This window comes from Kitasatospora sp. NPDC051853 (assembly GCF_044452665.1).
Taxonomy (GTDB): domain Bacteria; phylum Actinomycetota; class Actinomycetes; order Streptomycetales; family Streptomycetaceae; genus Kitasatospora.
The window spans coordinates 821,277-837,218 of sequence record NZ_JBITBY010000001.1 but is presented as its reverse complement, the minus strand read 5'-3'; the positions used below and the strand labels follow the sequence as shown (position 1 = coordinate 837,218).

The following is a 15,942-nucleotide window of genomic DNA, read 5'->3' as shown; positions in this document are numbered from 1 at the left end:
AAGCGGTTTGAAAAAGAGTCCGAATAACTGAGAGGGTGCGCTCCGGCTCTGCGACAGCAGTAGCAGCTTTGCTCCAGAAAGAGTCAGTTATGGGCATCCCTATACAGAGACATCACGCCCCCGGAGGGCAGGGCAACCCTCGCCGCCGCCAGGGGACACTCAGGTCGATCCTGACCGCCACGGCGCTCGCGCTCTTGGCCACCTCCCAGGTGGCGGCCGCGCCCGGCGCCCTCGGCGTTCCGGTTCAGTCCACGGGCTCCACCCCGCAGACGCCGGTCACCAAGTCGTTCCAGGGACCGGCCGAAGCCGCTGACGAAACGTCAGCCGTGTTGGCATCCCGCTTGCAGGGCCGGCGGATCGAGGTCCTCGACGCCCGCACGGAGACCTCCACGCTGTGGGCCAATCCGGACGGGACGATGTCCCTCGAGGCGAGCACCGCACCGGTGCGCTTCAAGCGGGACGGCAAGTGGGTCGCGGTCGACACCACGCTCGTGATCGACCCGGACGGTGCGCTGAGGGCCAAGGCGCACCCCAAGGACCTCAAGCTCGCGAGCGCCCGCGGCACCGGCGGCGGCACGGACCTCATCACCCTGGGCAGCGGTGGCTCCAAGGTGACGCTCGGGTGGAACGGGAACCTCCCCCAACCGAGTCTCGACGGCAGCAAGGCGACGTACCCGGCCGCGCTCCCCGGCGCCGACCTCGTGGTCGAGGCGACCAGGACCGGCTTCGAGCAGTACCTGGTCCTCAAGGACCGCGCCGCTGCGACGCAGGCGAAGTCCCTGGTGATGCCGTTGCGCGCCGATGGCCTGACGGCCCGCAAGAACGCCGACGACTCCGTGACGTTCACCGACCGCGTGAGCGGCGAGGTGGTCGGATCCCTGCCCGCTCCGGTGATGTGGGACGCGACCCGCAAGCGGGGACGCGACAAGGCCCGTACCGCCCCGGTCGACCTGGAGGTGAAGCAGACCGGGGACGTCGTCACGCTCCGGTTGACCCCGGACGCCGCGTTCCTCAACGCACCCGGGACCGTCTTCCCCGTCACCGTCGACCCCGCGGTCTACCTGGGCCCCAACTTCGACACCACCGTCCAGCAGGACATCACCACCGACCAGTCCGCGTCGACCGAACTGGCGATCGGGCAGTACGGCTACCAGCAGGCCGCCCGCTCGTTCCTGCATTTCCCCGAGGCCGACGCGGTCGAGGGCAAGCAGATCGTCAAGGCCGAACTCAACCTGTTCGCCGCATGGTCGGACACCTGTGCCCCTCGCGGCTGGGAGGTGTGGGACACGGGGCTGGCGTCGGTCGACAGCCGTTGGGCGAACCAGCCGCAGTGGCGCAGCAAGGTCGCCACGTCGACGGCCACCTTCGGCAACTCGTCCACGTGCAAGTCGGAGTGGGTGCACGCGGACATCACGAGTCTGGTGTCGAAGTGGTCGACCCAGACCAATGCGGCCAACGCCATTGGCATCCGCGCCACGGACGAGTCCGACCCGACCGGGTACAAGACCTTCCTGTCGGGCGATGCCTCCTGGGGCGGTCCGTCCCTGCTGGTCACCTACAACGGCCCTCCGCCGACCCCGGCGACGCAGATCCTGCCCTCGACGCCCGGCACCGTCCGGTACACGTCGACGGCCACCCCGGAGCTGACCTCCACGGCCGTCGACTCCGACGGCGTCGGCCAGGTCGCCGTGGAGCTGGAACTGTCCAGCCAGGCGGGCCTGTTGAAGACCGTCACACGGTCGGCGACGAACGGCACAGCCGTCACCGCCACGGTCGGCGACTTCGGGCTCACCCGCCTCGACGCGGGCGTCCGCTACTCCTACCGGTCCCGGGTCAGTGACGGCAGCGCCCAGTCGTCCTGGTCGAGCCCGCTCGCGTTCGAGGTGGACACCACCGCTCCCTCGGCGCCCACGGTCACGTCCACGGACTACCCGTCGGCCCAGTGGGTCAAGGGTGCGGGCCAAGCCGGTGTGTTCACCGTGACCCCGCCCACGGGGGAGCAGAGCTCCGTCGACTGGTCGACGGACGGCATCTCCTGGACGAGCGTGCCCACCAGCGGCTCCGCGAACCCCGTCACCATCACCGTCACGCCCGGCAAGGCCGGCACCCACACCCTGCTGGTGCGCTCCGGCGACAGGGCCGACAACAAGTCGGAAGCGACCGCCTACACCTTCCACGCCGGAGTCGGCGGCTTCCTGGCCCCGTCCGCAGGAGAGCGGACCGCACGTCACTTCCCGCTCGCGGTGGAGACCGACGCCACCCGGTTCGACGCGGTCACCTTCTCCTGGCGACGCTCGGAGGCCGACCCCTGGGCGCCCGTCCCCGTGGCGGACGTCCGCGTTGCGGGCCAGCCCCTCGCCGCCTGGCCGACCGCACTGGCCAACGGCAGGAACAGCGCACTCACCTGGCACGCGACCGACACCGTCAACCCTGACGGCGCGGTCGAACTGAAGGCGGACTTCACCGGCCCGGGCGGGGCTGCCGGATCGTCGGAGACCATCCGGGTCGTCGTCGACCGAAGTGCCTCCGGCGCTGCCTCCACCGAGGTCGGCCCCGGTACCGTCAACCTGCTGACGGGCGATCACGTGCTGTCCAGCACCGATGTCTCCGCCTTCGACGTCGAGATCCGGCGCACCGCCTCCTCTCTGCGGCCCACGGCGGGCGCGCAGGAGGGGCAGGCCGCCATCTTCGGCAAGGAGTGGGCCTCCGGCACGTTCGCCGAGGTCGGCAAGTCCCAGTTCAGCCACCTCCGCAAGGTCTCTCCGACGGCGCTGGACCTGGTCGACATCGACGGTGAGGCCATTCACTTCACCGCGAAGCAGGGCGGTACCGGGTGGATTCCCGAGCCCGGTGCCGAATCCCTCGTCCTCACCGGTGCTTTCACCGGTACGTTCAAGCTCTCCACCGACTACGGCACGGTCATCACGTTCGCCAAGCCGCAGGCCTCTTCGACGACCTGGCAGCTGACCTCCGTCCTGCGCGACGGCCTGGAGAACTCCGGCACCCGCGTGGTGTCCGAGACCGTGACCGTGGAGGGCGCGACGCTGGCCCGCCCCAAGCGCGTGATCGCGCCCACGACCGCCGTACCGGCCGCCACGTGTGAGGCGGACCCGGCCGTCCGGGGCTGCCGGGTGCTGGAGTTCGGCTACGCGCAGGCCACCACCGCGAACGGGACGACCCTCGGTGACGTCGCCGGGCAGGTCAACGAGATCCGGCTGTGGGCGACCACGCCCGGTGCGGCCTCTTCCACCGCCACGGTGATGGCCCGCTACGCCTACGACGTGAACGGCCGGCTGAGCGAGGCGTGGGATCCGCGCATCGCTCCGGCGCTGAAGACCACCTACTCCTACGACACCGCGGGCCGGGTGCGCGAACTGACGCCCGCAGGTCAACTTCCCTACACCTTCGTCTACGGCAACGCCTCCAGCACCTCGGCCAACGACGGGATGCTCCTCAAGGTCAGCCGTCCCGGCCTGCAGGCGGGCAGCAGTGACCAGACCGCCGGTACCGGTACGACGTCGCTGGTCTACTCGGTGCCGCTGACCGGCGCCGGTGCCCCCCACCCGATGGGGGCCTCGGACGTCGCGCTCTGGGGTCAGAGCGATGCTCCGACCGACGCCACCGCGGTGTTCCCGGCCGATGTCGTGCCCGCCTCGCACAACGGCGGCGGCCTGTCCGCCACGTCCTACACCCGGGCGGGGCTGCACTACCTGAACGCCTCCGGACGTCTGGTCAACGCGGTGGACGCGGCGAAGAACGTGACCACGGCCGAGTACGACCGCAACGGCAACACGGTGCGCGCGCTGTCCGCGGCGAACCGTGCCATCGCCTTGGGCGGCACGGCCGCGGACCGGACCACCCTGGCCGAGCTGGGGATCGTCGCGCTGCCCGCGGCCGAGCGTGCCGACCTGCTCTCCGCGCACAGCCGGTTCAGTTCCGACGGTTCCCGGGAGTTGGAGAAGACCGGACCGCTGCAGCAGGTCCAGCTCACCCAGGACCTCAAGGACGGCGGAAGCACACTGCTGCCCGCGGGCAGCGTGGTGGCCGCCCGTGCCCGCACCGTCCTGGAGTACGACCAGGGCCGTCCCACCGACGGCACCGCAGTGGTCAAGGACCAGCCCACCACGCTCACCAGCGGGGCCGAGGTCCGCAAGTACCCGCACCTGCTCGCCGACCCCCGTACGACGGTCACCAGCTACAACTGGGCGCTGGGCGTGCCGACCAGCACGGTGCTCGACCCTGCCGGGCTCGCCCTCACCAAGAGTGCCGAGTACGACGCCCAGGGGCGGCTGGTGAAGTCCCTGCTGCCGACCTCCAACGGCACCGACGCGGCGGCCCGGGTGAACACCTACTACTCCGCCACCGGCACGGGGCCGTGCTCGGGCCGGCCCGAGTGGGCCGACCTGGTCTGCTCCGTCGGACCGGCCGGCGCCATCACGGGCGGCGGAAGCAACCCGCAGAACGCGGTGCTGAAGACCACGGAGTACGGCCGGTTCGGCCAGGTCACCCGGGTGTCGGAAGCCGCGAACGGCACGACCCGCACCACGGACACCACCTTCGACACCGCTGCCCGGCCCGTCAGGACGGTGGTCTCGGGCGGCATCGGCGAGCCGGTCGCCGCCTCGAACACCACCTACGACCCGGCGAGCGGACAGATCGTCAAGACCGCGGCCGACGGCGGCGCCACCATCACCAAGGCGTTCGACCGACTCGGCCGTCAGATCTCCTACACCGACGGCAGCGGCGCCACCACGACCACCGAGTACGACCTGCTCGGCCGGCCCACCAAGGTGAGCGACGCCGTCCCGTCCACCGTCGTCTACACCTACGACTCCGCCAAGGAACCCCGGGGGATGGCCACCGCCGTCACCGATTCCGTCGCCGGCACCTTCACGGCCGTCCACGACATCGACGGCTCCGTCCGCGAGGAGACCCTGCCCGGCGGCTACACCCTGCGCCAGGGCCGGGACACCACCGGTGCCACCCGCTCACGCACCTACACCCGCGACAGCGACTCGGCGGTCCTGCTCGCCGACTCGGCCGTCCGGTCCGTGTACGGCCAGATCCTCACCCGCACCAAGGTCTCCGGCCCCGCCATGACCCTGGCCTACCGCTACGACACGGTCGGCCGCCTCACCGCCGCCGACGAAACCCTGCAGGGCATCTGCACCCGGCGGACCTACACCCTCGACAAGAACGCCAACCGAACCTCTCGGACCACTGCCACCGGCACCGGCACCGGCGTGTGCCCCGCCGCCGCTGACAGCACCTCGACCCACCGCTACGACAGCGCCGACCGCATCGTCGACGCCGGATACGGCTACGACGCATTCGGCCGGACCACCGCCCTGCCGGACGGCACCACCCTCACCTACCACGTCAGTGACCAGGTCCGCAGCCAGAGCACCGGAACCACCCGCCAGACCTGGACGCTCGATCCCGCGGACCGGCTCGGCTCCTGGACCGTCGACACCAACACCGGCACCTGGACGCAGACCGCGGCCAAGACCAACCACTACGCCGACGACTCCGACAACCCGCGCTGGATCACCGAAAGCACCGGCGCCCTCACCCGAAACGTCACTGCGCTGGAAGGAGCGCTGGCCGCCACGACCACGAAGACGGGCGGCACCGTCCTGCAACTCACCGACCTGCACAGCGACATCGCCGTCCAGCTGCCGCTGGACCAGGGCCAGGCGCCGACCGTCCTGCACAACGACGAGTTCGGCAACCCCCGTGCCGGCCAGGCCGCCTCACGGTACAACTGGCTCGGCGGCGCCCAGCGCTCCACCGAGACGCCGTCGGGCGTGATCCTGATGGGAGCCCGCCTCTACAGCCCGGCCACCGGCCGCTTCCTGTCCGTGGACCCCGTCGCCGGCGGCGGTGCCAACGACTACGTCTACTGCTCGGGTGACGGGGTCAACTGCTCGGACACCACCGGACTCCTGGACTACGCCTTCAACTTCAACCTCGGCTACTCCCGGGTCTACGTGAACAACGTCTTCGCGCACTTCATGTGGAACTTCGGCCGGATCTTCCCCCTCGCGGGACGGGCCCAGCGCATCACGCGCGAGTGCCAGACGATGGACCTCCGCGACTCGATCGCCTGGTTCAAGATAGTGAACTTCAACGTCTCGGTGGGCCAGATCGGCGTCCGCCACCTGCGGCTCTACGCCCGCCAGGGCAGCATCGTCTACGGCCGCAACTCCTACATCAACTTCACCCTCAACCAGAACTGGAACGGCCGGGTCGGCTACATGACCCTCAACATCCACGGCCACACCGAAGGTGACACCTGGGCCGACCGCTGGATCCCCAAGTCGATCTACAAGGACGGCGCCTACAGCACCTGGAGCAGGCTCGCCGCGAACCTGCGCAACTTCCTGGGCGAACTCCACCGCTACTACGGCGTCTGACCGCTCCCGGACGGACCCACGGCATCCGGGAATCCATGACCGGGTGAACAGCACGTCGCCTCATGGGCGGGCCTGCCACGGAAGCATCGTGGCGGGCCCGCCCGCAGTCGCACCGCCCCACCGCCGAGTTCACAGGAGTCACCCTTGCGCATCACCCAGATACCCGGCCGCGCCGTCGACAACTGGGCCTCCCGCATCTACCTCGCCACCGTCACCGTCACCGCAGTCTGCGCAACACTCACCGCCGTCGGAGTGATCGACGACGCCCGCACGGGTGCCCGCGTCCTCGGCGTGGTGCTCTGCACGCCCTGGCAGGTCGTCCCCGCCCTCGTGCTGGCCGTCCTGCCGATCGAGGAGCACCTCCTCGGATACAGCTTCTGGGCCGAGTCGCCCCCCGCCCTGTTCGAACCCCTCTGGCTCACCTTCTGCCTGGCAGCGGCCCTGTGCAACGCCGCCCTCATCTCCGTCCTGGCCCGAGCCGCACGCGCACGACTCCCCAGGCCGGTCAACACACTGGCTCCGCTGGTACTGACCGCCATGTGGATCGCCGTCGGTGTCACACTCGCACTCGACGCCGCGTAAGGGGCTCCCCCTTCTGCGGTACCCGCCGCCCGGGCGGACCGGCCGTCAGAGCGGGCGGATCATCACCTGGCGGGGCCAGCGGTCCAGGCCGTGGGCGGCCTCCTCGGCGCGGATGGCGCGCTGACCGGGGGTCAGGTCGGCGTCGGGGACGGGGTGGAAGCCGCAGCGGGTGTAGTAGGGGCCGTTCCAGGGGACCTCGGTGAAGGTGGTGAGGGTGAGGGCGGGGAGGCCCTCGGCGGTGGCGCGGGCGGCGGCGTGCTCGATCAGGGCGCGGCCGATGCCGCGGCGGGCGTGCGCGGGGTGGACGGAGACCTGCTCCACGTGGAGGTTGCCGTCCACGGGCTCGGCCAGCAGGTAGGCGACCGGCCGGTCGTCGGCCGGGTCGGCGGCGACCCAGGCCAGGCCGGCCGCGCGGTAGCGGTCCATCCGGTCGAGCGGGAGCGGTTCGTCGGAGGCGACCGTGTCCATCCCGATGTCGGCGAAGACCCGGCCCGCGGCCACCTCGATCTCCTGGAGCAGGGGCAGTTCCTCGGCACGGGCGTCTCTGATCAGCATGGCCGCATTCTCGCCGGTGGGGCGCGGTCGGGGCGAAGGCATTTGCCCACCGCCCGGCCCTGCCGCGAAGATCGGCCCATGTCCGACGCCACGCCCGACCTCGCCGACTACGCCGACCTGTGGACCACCGACCGGGACCACTGGCAGCTGGAGCGCACGGCCACCGGCTACCTCCCGCTCAACAAGGGCCCGAACCCGTACTACCTGCTGACCTGTCACGAGGAGCTGGCCGAGCAGATCGTGGCCCGGATGCTGGCCGCCGGCGTCGAGGTGGTGGACCCCTGAGCCGGGCGTTCCCGCCGGCGGTCAGCGCGTCGCGGGGTCGCCCTGCTCGCGCAGCTCGTGGATGACGTTGACGAAGGCGCGGATCCGGGCGTTCTCACCGGCGGTCGGCCAGAGCAGGCCGTAGTCGATGGTCGGTGCGTCGCTGAACGGGACGAAGACCACGCCGGGCCGGGTGTAGTAGGCCGAACCGCGGGCCGCCACCACCGAGACGCCGCTGCCGACGCTGATGTGCGCCAGCACCTCCTGCCAGTAGGTGATGGGCGCCCCGTGCGGGATCGGCCGTCCGGAGGGGGTGCGGCTGGGGTAGTGATACTCCAGCCAGTAGTCCGGGATGTTCCCGGTCATCGGCAGCAGCACGGTGTCCACGAGGTCCTCCAGGGAGACGCTCTCCCGGGCGGCGAACGGGTGGGCGGCCGACACCATCAGTGCCCGGGGCTCGGAGAAGACCAGCGGACCGACGGTGATGTCGGGCTCCCGGACCGGGAACTCGGTGAGCTGGAGGTCGAGTTCACCCGCGCGCAGCGGCCCGAACGGGTCTCCGAGCTGGGCCTCCTGGATCCGCACCTCGCAGTCCGGGTACCGGGCGCGGAACACCTCGGCGGCCCGGATCACCAGGTCGCCGCACCAGAGCGCGGAGTACCCGACGGCCAGCCGGCCGGTGATCCCGCGCGCGGCGATGATCGCCTGCGCCAGCCCGGCCCCGATCTGCTCGTAGGCCGGCCGCAGGTCGTCGCGCAGGCGCTCCCCCAGCGCGGTGAGCCGGACGTCCCGGCTGGTCCGCTCGAACAGCGGTGCGCCGACCTGCCGTTCGAGCTTCTTGATGGTCTGGCTGATCCGTCCCGTGCTGACGTGCAGCCGCTCCGCGGTGCGGCCGAAGTGCAGTTCCTCCGCCAGCGTGAGGAACGCCTCCAGCTCCAGTCTCTCCAGCACTGCTCCCCCGTCGATCCGTCGATCCATCAATCTGTCGATCCGTCAGGGAACGGTAGCCGCCCGGCTTACGGGCCCGTTGAGCGGGGCTAAACGGTCGTGCCGGCGATCGCCGTTGATCACCCCGGACGCCGCCCGGCAGGCTGGGGCCACTCGCGGCGCGGAACCTGCGACGAGGTCGGCACCGCGCCCCTCACCCACTCTTCCCGGAGCACATCCATGAGACTGACCGTCACCACCTTCGTCTCCCTCGACGGCGTCCTGCAGAGCCCCGGCGGCCCCCAGGAGGACGCCTCCGACGGCTTCGAGCTCGGCGGCTGGCTGGTGCCGTACGTCGACGAGGGCTTCGGCGGGATCGCCGGCCCCTGGTTCGACGACGCCGACGCCTTCCTGCTCGGCCGCCGGACCCACCAGCTGATGGCGGCGCACTGGCCGAACGTCACCGACCCGGCCGACACCGCCGCGACCAAGCTCAACTCCCTGACCAAGTACGTCCCGTCCGCCACCGGGCAGGTCGCCGACTGGGCCGGCACCGAGGTGCTGACCGGCGACCTGGCGGCCGAGGTGACGGCGCTCAAGCAGCTGCCGGGCCGGGCCCTCCAGGTGCACGGGAGCGGCCGGCTGGTCCAGTCGCTGCTGGCCCACGACCTGGTGGACGAACTGCGGCTGCTCACCTTCCCGGTGGTGCTCGGCCGCGGCAAGCGCCTCTTCGAGCCCGGCACCGTCCCGGCCGCCTGGCGCCTCACCGACGTCCGCTCCACCCCCGCCGGGGTGATCGGCCACACCTACGCCTTCGCCGGGCGGCCCGCCGCCGGTGACATCGGCATCGGCGCGGACGGCCGCGAAGAACTCCTCCCCGTCTCCTCCTGAAAGGCCCGACAGCACCGTGCGCACCCTCACCGCAGGCTTCTTCGTCTCCCTCGACGGGGTCGTGGAGGCCCCCTACACCTGGCACTTCCCCTATCTCACCGACCAGGTCACCGAGGCCGTCACGGCGATGACGGCCAAGGCCGACGCCATGCTCTTCGGCCGCCACACCTACCAGGAGTTCGCCTCCCACTGGACCACCCAGCCGGACGACGACCCGCTGGCCTTCCACCTCAACTCCATTGCCAAGTACGTCGTTTCGGGCACCCTCGAGAAGGCCGACTGGCAGAACACCACCCTGCTGGGCCCCGAGGGCCTGGCCGGGCGGATCACCGAGCTGAAGCAGCAGGCCGGCGGCGACATCGCCGTCTCGGGCAGCGCCACCCTGGTGCGCTGGCTGCTCGCCAACGAGCTGCTGGACGAACTCACCCTGCTGGTCCACCCGGTGGTGCTCGGCGCCGGCGCCCGTCTCTTCGACGGCGCCCTCCCCCGCCGGGCCCTGACCCTGGCCCGCTCCGCCACCCTCGACAACGGCACCCTCCACCTCACCTACCGCACCGCCTGAGCCGCGGGTGCCCCGCCCACCCCACCGGGCGGGGCACCCGCGGCCTCCCGGTTCAGGCCCTCACCGGCTCCAGCCGCAGCAGCCGGCTCGGCCAGGGTGCCGGTTCGGCCGGGCCGAACCAGAGCCTGACGTCCTCCCCGGTGCGGACCGGCAGGCGGGGGAAGTCGTTCTCGGCGTGCTCGGTGCGGTGCAGTGCGTGGCCCGGCCCCAAGTGCCGGGCGGCGTAAGCGTCGAAGCCCGCCGCGTCGGCCGGGTGGCAGACGGTCGCGAGCACCTCGCGGACGCCCGGCGCGGGTGTGAAGCCCGGGCCGCGCAGCAGCAGCACGTCGTCGCTGTCGACCATGGTGGCGTTGGCCGCGTCGCGGTGCTCCAGCCAGACCGGGCCGGTGTAGAAGGCCTCCAGCGCGCGGCGGCGGTGCGCCATGTCGGGGAAGGCCCGCGTCCAGACGAAGCGGTCCGGGTCGTCCAGGTCGCGGAAGCGGCCGCCGACGGTGATGCCGGCCGACTGCTGACCGGTCACGAACTCGCGCTCGAACAGCTCGATCAGCGTCTCCCGGGTCCCGGGGTGCAGGGTGTACTGCCGGAGTTCGACGATGCTCATGCGCCGGCCTCCCGTACGTCGGCCTCCCGTGCGCCGACCTCCCGTCCGTCGGCCCGCCCGGTGCGGGTGAGGTCCATGGTCCAGTTGAGCTCCCAGGTGCGGCCGCCGTCGGCGGAGAACTCCTGCTCCCAGCGGGCGGTGTCCGGGCCGAGGTGGTGCCAGGTGAAGTGCACGCGGATCGGCCGGCCGTCGTAGGTGTCCTCGCCGTGGAAGTCGCCGCGGGCACCGGTGAACCCGCCGACCAGCGGCGGGTCCAGTCGGCCCGTCCGGCTGTCGGACCAGTGGATCGACCAGCGTTCCGCCTCCCGGTCGAACAGCCGCAGGGTCACCCCCTGACGGCCGAGGGTGGGGAAGGTGATCTCGTCGATGTTGCCGGCGCCCCCGAACAGCGGCCGGACCACCGCGTGCCCGGGGAACTCCACCCAGGTGCCGGAGCCCGGGTCGAGCGGTGTGGTGAGACGGCGGTTGGCCACGTCCCAGGAGCCGTGCAGGAAGTCGAAGTCGTCCATGCGCCGCAGGTTAGGGCCGGTCCACTGACATCCTCCGTCAGTGGATGTGGATACTGGGCGGCATGCGTGCGAGCCGGCTGGTGACCCTGCTTCTCCTGCTCCAGAACCGGGGTCGGATGACGGCCCGTCAACTGGCCGACGAACTCGAGGTCTCCGTCCGGACCGTCTACCGGGACGTCGAGGCGCTCAACGCCGCCGGCATCCCGCTGTACGGCGCCGCCGGACACGCGGGCGGCTACCGGCTGGTCGACGGCTACCGGACCCGGCTCACCGGACTGACCGCGGACGAGGCGCAGGCCGCGTTCCTCGCCGCGCTCCCCGGCGCCGCCGCCGAGCTCGGCCTCGGGCGGGCCCTGGCCAGTGCCGAACTCAAGCTCCGCGCCGCGCTCCCGGCCGAGCTGCACGAGTACGCCGAGCGGATCCAGGAACGCTTCCTGCTCGACGCCCCCGGCTGGTACGGCGGCACCGACGACACGCCCCACCTGGTCGCGGTCGCCGCCGCGGTGTGGGCGCGGCAGGCGGTGCTGCTGCGGTACCGGCGCTGGCGGGCGCCCGAGGAGATCGAGCGGCGGGTGGAGCCGTACGGGCTCGTGCTCAAGGCCGGCCGCTGGTACCTGGTCGCCGGCGGACCGTCGGGCATCCGCACCTACCGGGTCGACCAGGTCCTGAGCCTGCGGCCGCTGGAGGAGTTCACCCTCCCGGACGGGTTCGACCTGGCCGGGTACTGGAGCGGCTACCTGGACGATTTCCGCGCGCGGCTGCACACCGGCGAGGCCCTGGTGCGGCTCACCCCGCAGGGCGCCCGCCGCCTCGGCGTGACGCCCACCGGTGACGGCTGGACGCAGGCCCGGGTGCCCATCGAGTCGATCGACCGCGCCCACGGCGAGTTCCTGCGACTGGGCACCGACGTCGAGGTGCTGGCACCGGCCGAACTCCGCGACCGCATCGCCGGGACGGTGCGGACCCTGGCCACCCGCTACGGGAACTGACCCGGCGCGAGGCCCTCCCGGCCCGGGCCACCGGCCCTCCGCACACGCAGTGAGCAGCGCGGATTTAATCCGGTGCGCGGAACGCGGTCCGCCCCTACGGTGTGCGCCATGACTGCCAGCGCCACCACCACCCACCCCTATCCTCCGCTCAACCTCCGGGTGACCACGCCCCGGCTCGAACTCCGAGGAGCCACCGACGAGTTGCTGGAGCAGCTGCTCCCGGTGGTCCGCGCGGGCGTCGCCGACGCGCCGCCGTACCCCTTCGACGACCCGATGTCCTTCTACCTCGACGGCCCGGACCGCGAGTGGACCTGGCTCCGGGGCGTCTGGAACGGCCGCGCCCAGGTCAACGAGAGCTTCTGGCGGCTGTACTTCGTGGTCGTCGCGGACGGCGAGGCCGTCGGCATGCAGGACGTGTTCGGGACCGACTTCGGCACCTTCGGCACGGTCGGCACCTTCTCCTGGCTCGGCCCGCAGGCCCGCGGCAAGGGCCTCGGCAAGGAGATGCGCCAGGCCATCCTCCACCTCGCCTTCGAGGGCCTCCGCGCCCGGGAGGCCGGCAGCGAGGCCTTCTTCGACAACACCGCCTCCAACCACGTCTCCGAGGCCCTCGGCTACACCCCGAACGGCACCGGCTGGGCCACCCGCCTCCTCGAACCCGCTCCCCTCCACCGCTGGCGCCTCACCCGCGAGCAGTGGACCGCCCACCGCCGCTCCGACATCACCCTCTCCGGCGTCGAGGCCTGCCTCCCGGTCCTGGGCATCACCACCTGACGCGTGACGACGAGGCCGCCCGCACGGTAAAGGACGGGACCCGGGGTGCGGACAGGGCCGTCTGCCTCGTCGCCTTCCCGTCGTCACATCAATCCCTACCGCCAGGAGGGCTCATGAGTGATCCGGACGCACCGCCGCTCCCGCCCGGCCGGAGGGAAGTCGCGGCCCAGTGGCACGGACTGACGGTGGGTGAGGTGACCCGTGAGGCGGCGCACGCGTGGGCGGCTCCGTGGGTGGAGGGCGAGGGCGGGTCCGCCGACTTCGAGGACCCTCTGGTCGTGACGGCCCTGCAGTACCTGCACGGTTTCGACCTCTGCCGGGATCCGGGCCTCCCCGGTGTCCTCCGGCACGGGAGCCAGAGCGGGGGCAAGGGCGAGGGCGAGTGGTACCACTCCCTCGATGACATCGTCAGTGGGCTCACCCGGTGGCACGAGGAGTGCGCGCTCTACGATGCGGACCCGCAGGGCTGGATCCGATCGGCACGTGCGCGGGCAACGGCGTCCCTCCGGGCCGAGGAGTCGCGGCGGTCCCGGAGTTCACCACCTCTCGTTGACGGTCCTCTCGGCAGCGCCGCGACTCGCGGGACCGGATCCCGTCGAAGCGCGGTGTCAGGGACCCTCCCGGAAACACCGTTCGGGAGCGGAGTACTGTCGTTCGACCGGACACCGGATCCGATCGAGGGGGAAACCGCATGCCGAACGGGCTGGACGAGCTGTGCACCGAGGTCCTGGCCGAGCACGGCTGTGCCTCGCTCTCCCTCGCCGTCGCCGAACGCGACGAGGTCGTCCTCACCAGGGCGTACGGCCTCGCGGACGTGGCCGAGCGCCGCCCCGCCACGCCGGACACGGTCTACGGACTGGCCTCCGTCACCAAGGCGTTCACCGCCACGGCCGTCCGCCTGGCCGCCGCCGAGGGCCTGCTCGACCTCGACGCGCCGCTGCCCGGCCGGCACCCCCGGACCGCCCCCACGCCTCGCCAACTCCTGCAGCACCGGGGCGGTTTCCCCGCGTTCTACACCTTCCACTACGGCACCGGCCCGCTCCCGATCGACGCCGACCGCTACCGCACGCCGGTCCGCGAACCCGGTACCGCCTTCGAGTACTCCAACCTCGGCTACCAGGAGCTCGGCCACCTCCTCGAGTCCGCGACCGGCCGTCCCCTCGGCGACCACCTGCGCGAACGGATCGCCGAGCCCCTCGGCCTCACCGGCTTCGCCTTCGGTGCCGCGTACGACGGCCCCGCCCCCGTCGCCACCCGCTACTCGGCCGGTGGCCGCCCCTACCCCACCTGCCGCACCAGCCACCCGGCCGCCACCGCCGCCTGGGCCACCGCCGGCGACGTCGCCCTCTTCGCGCGCACCTCCTCCCGCCTGCTCGACCCGGTCCCGGAGCCCGCCGTCCCCATCAACGCGCACACCGGCTACGGCTACGGCCGCCTGGTCTCGTACGGCCCCGGGCCGGTGGTGCACAGCCACGGCGGAGGCATGGGAGGCGTCGCCGCGATGATGATCGACTTCCCCGAACACGAGCTCTCCCTCGCCGTCCTGGCCAACTCCACCGACAAGAGCGCCCGCGACCTGGTGGTCCGTCACCTCGCCACCGCCCTCGTCCCCGGTTTCCGCCCCGAACTCCTGGACACCGGTTCCGAGACCGCCCGCCCCGCCGCCCTGCCCCCGGGCCGCTGGAGCGGCACGATCACCACCCCCGAGGGCCCCGTCCCGCTCCGTCTCGACCTCTCCGCCCCCGACCGGGTCCGGATCCACCTCGCCGACGCCCCACCCGTCACCACCACCGCCACCGCCTCCACCCGGAGCGACCTACGCGCCACCGCCCCGCTCCAACTCCCCACCTCCGACGCCCGCCTGAACAGCCCGCACCTCGGCCTCGACCTGCGCCTCCACCAGGACACCCTCACCGGCCGGGCCATCGCCTACCGGCCCGACGACCGCGAGGGCCTCCTCGGCTCCTACCTCCCCCACCCCTGCACCCTCCGCCGCTGACCCGTCCGCCCCGGCTCACCGGCTCACCGGGCCGCCAGCCGTCGGCCGCCGCAGCCAGCGCAGCACCAGGACGCTCGCCAACGCGGCCAGCGCGCACCAGGTGGACACGAAGGCGGTCCGCCACAGCACGGCGCAGAGCACGGCCGCTGCCGCCACCCACCAGCCCAGCCGCCGGAGCTCCGGCACGGGGTTGAGCAGGAGCGGGCCCAGGGTGGCCGTCAGATAGGCCACCAGGAGCGGCGCGGCGAACGGGACGCCGACCGCGTACTCCAGGGTGTGCCCGTGCACCTCGGCCGTGACGGGGCCCGCCAGCACGGCGGCCGTCAGGGGAACCGCCGCCGCGAGGCCGAGCACCACGAAGGCGAGCAGCCGGCCCGGGCGGCCCGCAGCACACCAGGCACCCACCGGGACCAGCACCGCCAGCACCGGCATCGCGATCAACGCCCATCCGATCCGGGCCGGACCGGCGGCGCCGGAGCCGACCCGGCCCTCCGCACCGAACCACACCACCGCCTCCAGGAGTTGGTGCACTCCGAGGACGAGCGGCAGGGCCGCCAGCGGCAACTGACGGCGGTGCCGCACCCTGCTCAAGCAGACCACCCCGACACCCGAGACGGCCGCGCCGATCACCAGGTCCGCCTGCGCGCTCCAGCACATCGCTTCGTCCGGGACTACCCGGACGCGCCCGGCCTGGCCGACCGCGCCGGCCGCGCCGGATGGAAGCCCAGGAGGAAGCCCGGGAGGAGGGCGGTTGCACGCACGGTTCTGCTCCGTTCGGTCTCCGGGGAAAGCGGCCGCGCGCCCGACTCTCCGTCAGCCGGGCCGCGCCGGGGCCCAATGACGGCGCCCGACGCCCCCGAATCACCCGGCCGG

The 15,942-nt window shown here is 72.3% G+C and carries 13 protein-coding genes; 8 read left to right on the top strand and 5 right to left on the bottom strand.

The annotated features are described in order from the left end of the window. The first annotated feature begins 326 nt into the window (after nucleotides 1-326). Both ACIA8O_RS03660 and ACIA8O_RS03655 read left to right on the top strand, forming a co-directional pair. The gene (locus tag ACIA8O_RS03660) at nucleotides 327-6,416 is read left to right on the top strand and encodes a DNRLRE domain-containing protein (protein WP_396291863.1); all 6,090 of its coding nucleotides are present in this window, start codon (nucleotides 327-329) and stop codon (nucleotides 6,414-6,416) included. A 144-nt stretch (nucleotides 6,417-6,560) separates the two neighbouring features. After that, nucleotides 6,561-6,998 (top strand): hypothetical protein, encoded by a 438-nt coding sequence (locus tag ACIA8O_RS03655; protein ID WP_396291862.1) that lies wholly within the window; start codon nucleotides 6,561-6,563, stop codon nucleotides 6,996-6,998. Between the two features lie 45 nt (nucleotides 6,999-7,043). Here ACIA8O_RS03655 and ACIA8O_RS03650 read toward each other — a convergent pair whose 3' ends face one another. After that, nucleotides 7,044-7,553 carry a GNAT family N-acetyltransferase gene (locus ACIA8O_RS03650; RefSeq protein ID WP_396291861.1) on the bottom strand — a complete coding sequence of 170 codons (510 nt, stop codon included), beginning with the start codon at nucleotides 7,551-7,553 and terminating at the stop codon, nucleotides 7,044-7,046. A gap of 78 nt (nucleotides 7,554-7,631) precedes the next feature. Here ACIA8O_RS03650 and ACIA8O_RS03645 point away from each other — a divergent pair, with 78 nt between their 5' ends. Then, entirely contained in the window at nucleotides 7,632-7,838 is a 207-nt protein-coding gene (locus tag ACIA8O_RS03645) for a hypothetical protein (protein ID WP_396291860.1), read from the top strand. 21 nt (nucleotides 7,839-7,859) lie between these two features. Here the strand turns inward: ACIA8O_RS03645 and ACIA8O_RS03640 are convergent, their stop codons facing one another. Then, nucleotides 7,860-8,795, bottom strand: a complete 936-nt coding sequence (locus ACIA8O_RS03640) for a LysR family transcriptional regulator (protein ID WP_396291859.1) — start codon at nucleotides 8,793-8,795, stop codon at nucleotides 7,860-7,862. Nucleotides 8,796-8,984: 189 nt separating this feature from the next. Here ACIA8O_RS03640 and ACIA8O_RS03635 point away from each other — a divergent pair, with 189 nt between their 5' ends. Together ACIA8O_RS03635 and ACIA8O_RS03630 are read left to right on the top strand one after the other, a co-directional pair. Further along, nucleotides 8,985-9,635 carry a dihydrofolate reductase family protein gene (locus ACIA8O_RS03635; protein WP_396291858.1) on the top strand — a complete coding sequence of 217 codons (651 nt, stop codon included), beginning with the start codon at nucleotides 8,985-8,987 and terminating at the stop codon, nucleotides 9,633-9,635. Nucleotides 9,636-9,651: 16 nt separating this feature from the next. Continuing rightward, a complete protein-coding gene (locus tag ACIA8O_RS03630) occupies nucleotides 9,652-10,197 on the top strand; it encodes a dihydrofolate reductase family protein (protein WP_396291857.1) in 546 nt (181 codons plus the stop codon). A 52-nt stretch (nucleotides 10,198-10,249) separates the two neighbouring features. Here ACIA8O_RS03630 and ACIA8O_RS03625 read toward each other — a convergent pair whose 3' ends face one another. Next, a complete protein-coding gene (locus ACIA8O_RS03625; RefSeq protein ID WP_396291856.1) occupies nucleotides 10,250-10,798 on the bottom strand; it encodes an NIPSNAP family protein in 549 nt (182 codons plus the stop codon). After that, nucleotides 10,795-11,307, bottom strand: a complete 513-nt coding sequence (locus tag ACIA8O_RS03620) for a hypothetical protein (RefSeq protein WP_396291855.1) — start codon at nucleotides 11,305-11,307, stop codon at nucleotides 10,795-10,797. Before ACIA8O_RS03620 ends, ACIA8O_RS03625 begins: the two co-directional genes overlap by 4 nt. Nucleotides 11,308-11,369: 62 nt before the next feature. Between ACIA8O_RS03620 and ACIA8O_RS03615 the strand changes: the two genes are divergently transcribed. The 3 genes from ACIA8O_RS03615 to ACIA8O_RS03605 all read left to right on the top strand — a co-directional run bounded on the left by ACIA8O_RS03615 (nucleotide 11,370) and on the right by ACIA8O_RS03605 (nucleotide 15,069). Next, nucleotides 11,370-12,296: a helix-turn-helix transcriptional regulator gene (locus ACIA8O_RS03615; protein WP_396291854.1), complete on the top strand. Its 927-nt coding sequence runs from the start codon at nucleotides 11,370-11,372 to the stop codon at nucleotides 12,294-12,296. Between the two features lie 108 nt (nucleotides 12,297-12,404). After that, the gene (locus tag ACIA8O_RS03610) at nucleotides 12,405-13,070 is read left to right on the top strand and encodes a GNAT family N-acetyltransferase (RefSeq protein WP_396291853.1); all 666 of its coding nucleotides are present in this window, start codon (nucleotides 12,405-12,407) and stop codon (nucleotides 13,068-13,070) included. A 691-nt stretch (nucleotides 13,071-13,761) separates the two neighbouring features. Next, complete coding sequence (locus ACIA8O_RS03605; RefSeq protein WP_396291852.1) at nucleotides 13,762-15,069, top strand: serine hydrolase domain-containing protein; 1,308 nt, start codon at nucleotides 13,762-13,764, stop codon at nucleotides 15,067-15,069. A 15-nt stretch (nucleotides 15,070-15,084) separates the two neighbouring features. Here ACIA8O_RS03605 and ACIA8O_RS03600 read toward each other — a convergent pair whose 3' ends face one another. After that, nucleotides 15,085-15,726: a DUF6629 family protein gene (locus ACIA8O_RS03600; protein ID WP_396291851.1), complete on the bottom strand. Its 642-nt coding sequence runs from the start codon at nucleotides 15,724-15,726 to the stop codon at nucleotides 15,085-15,087. Between the last annotated feature and the right edge of the window lie 216 nt (nucleotides 15,727-15,942).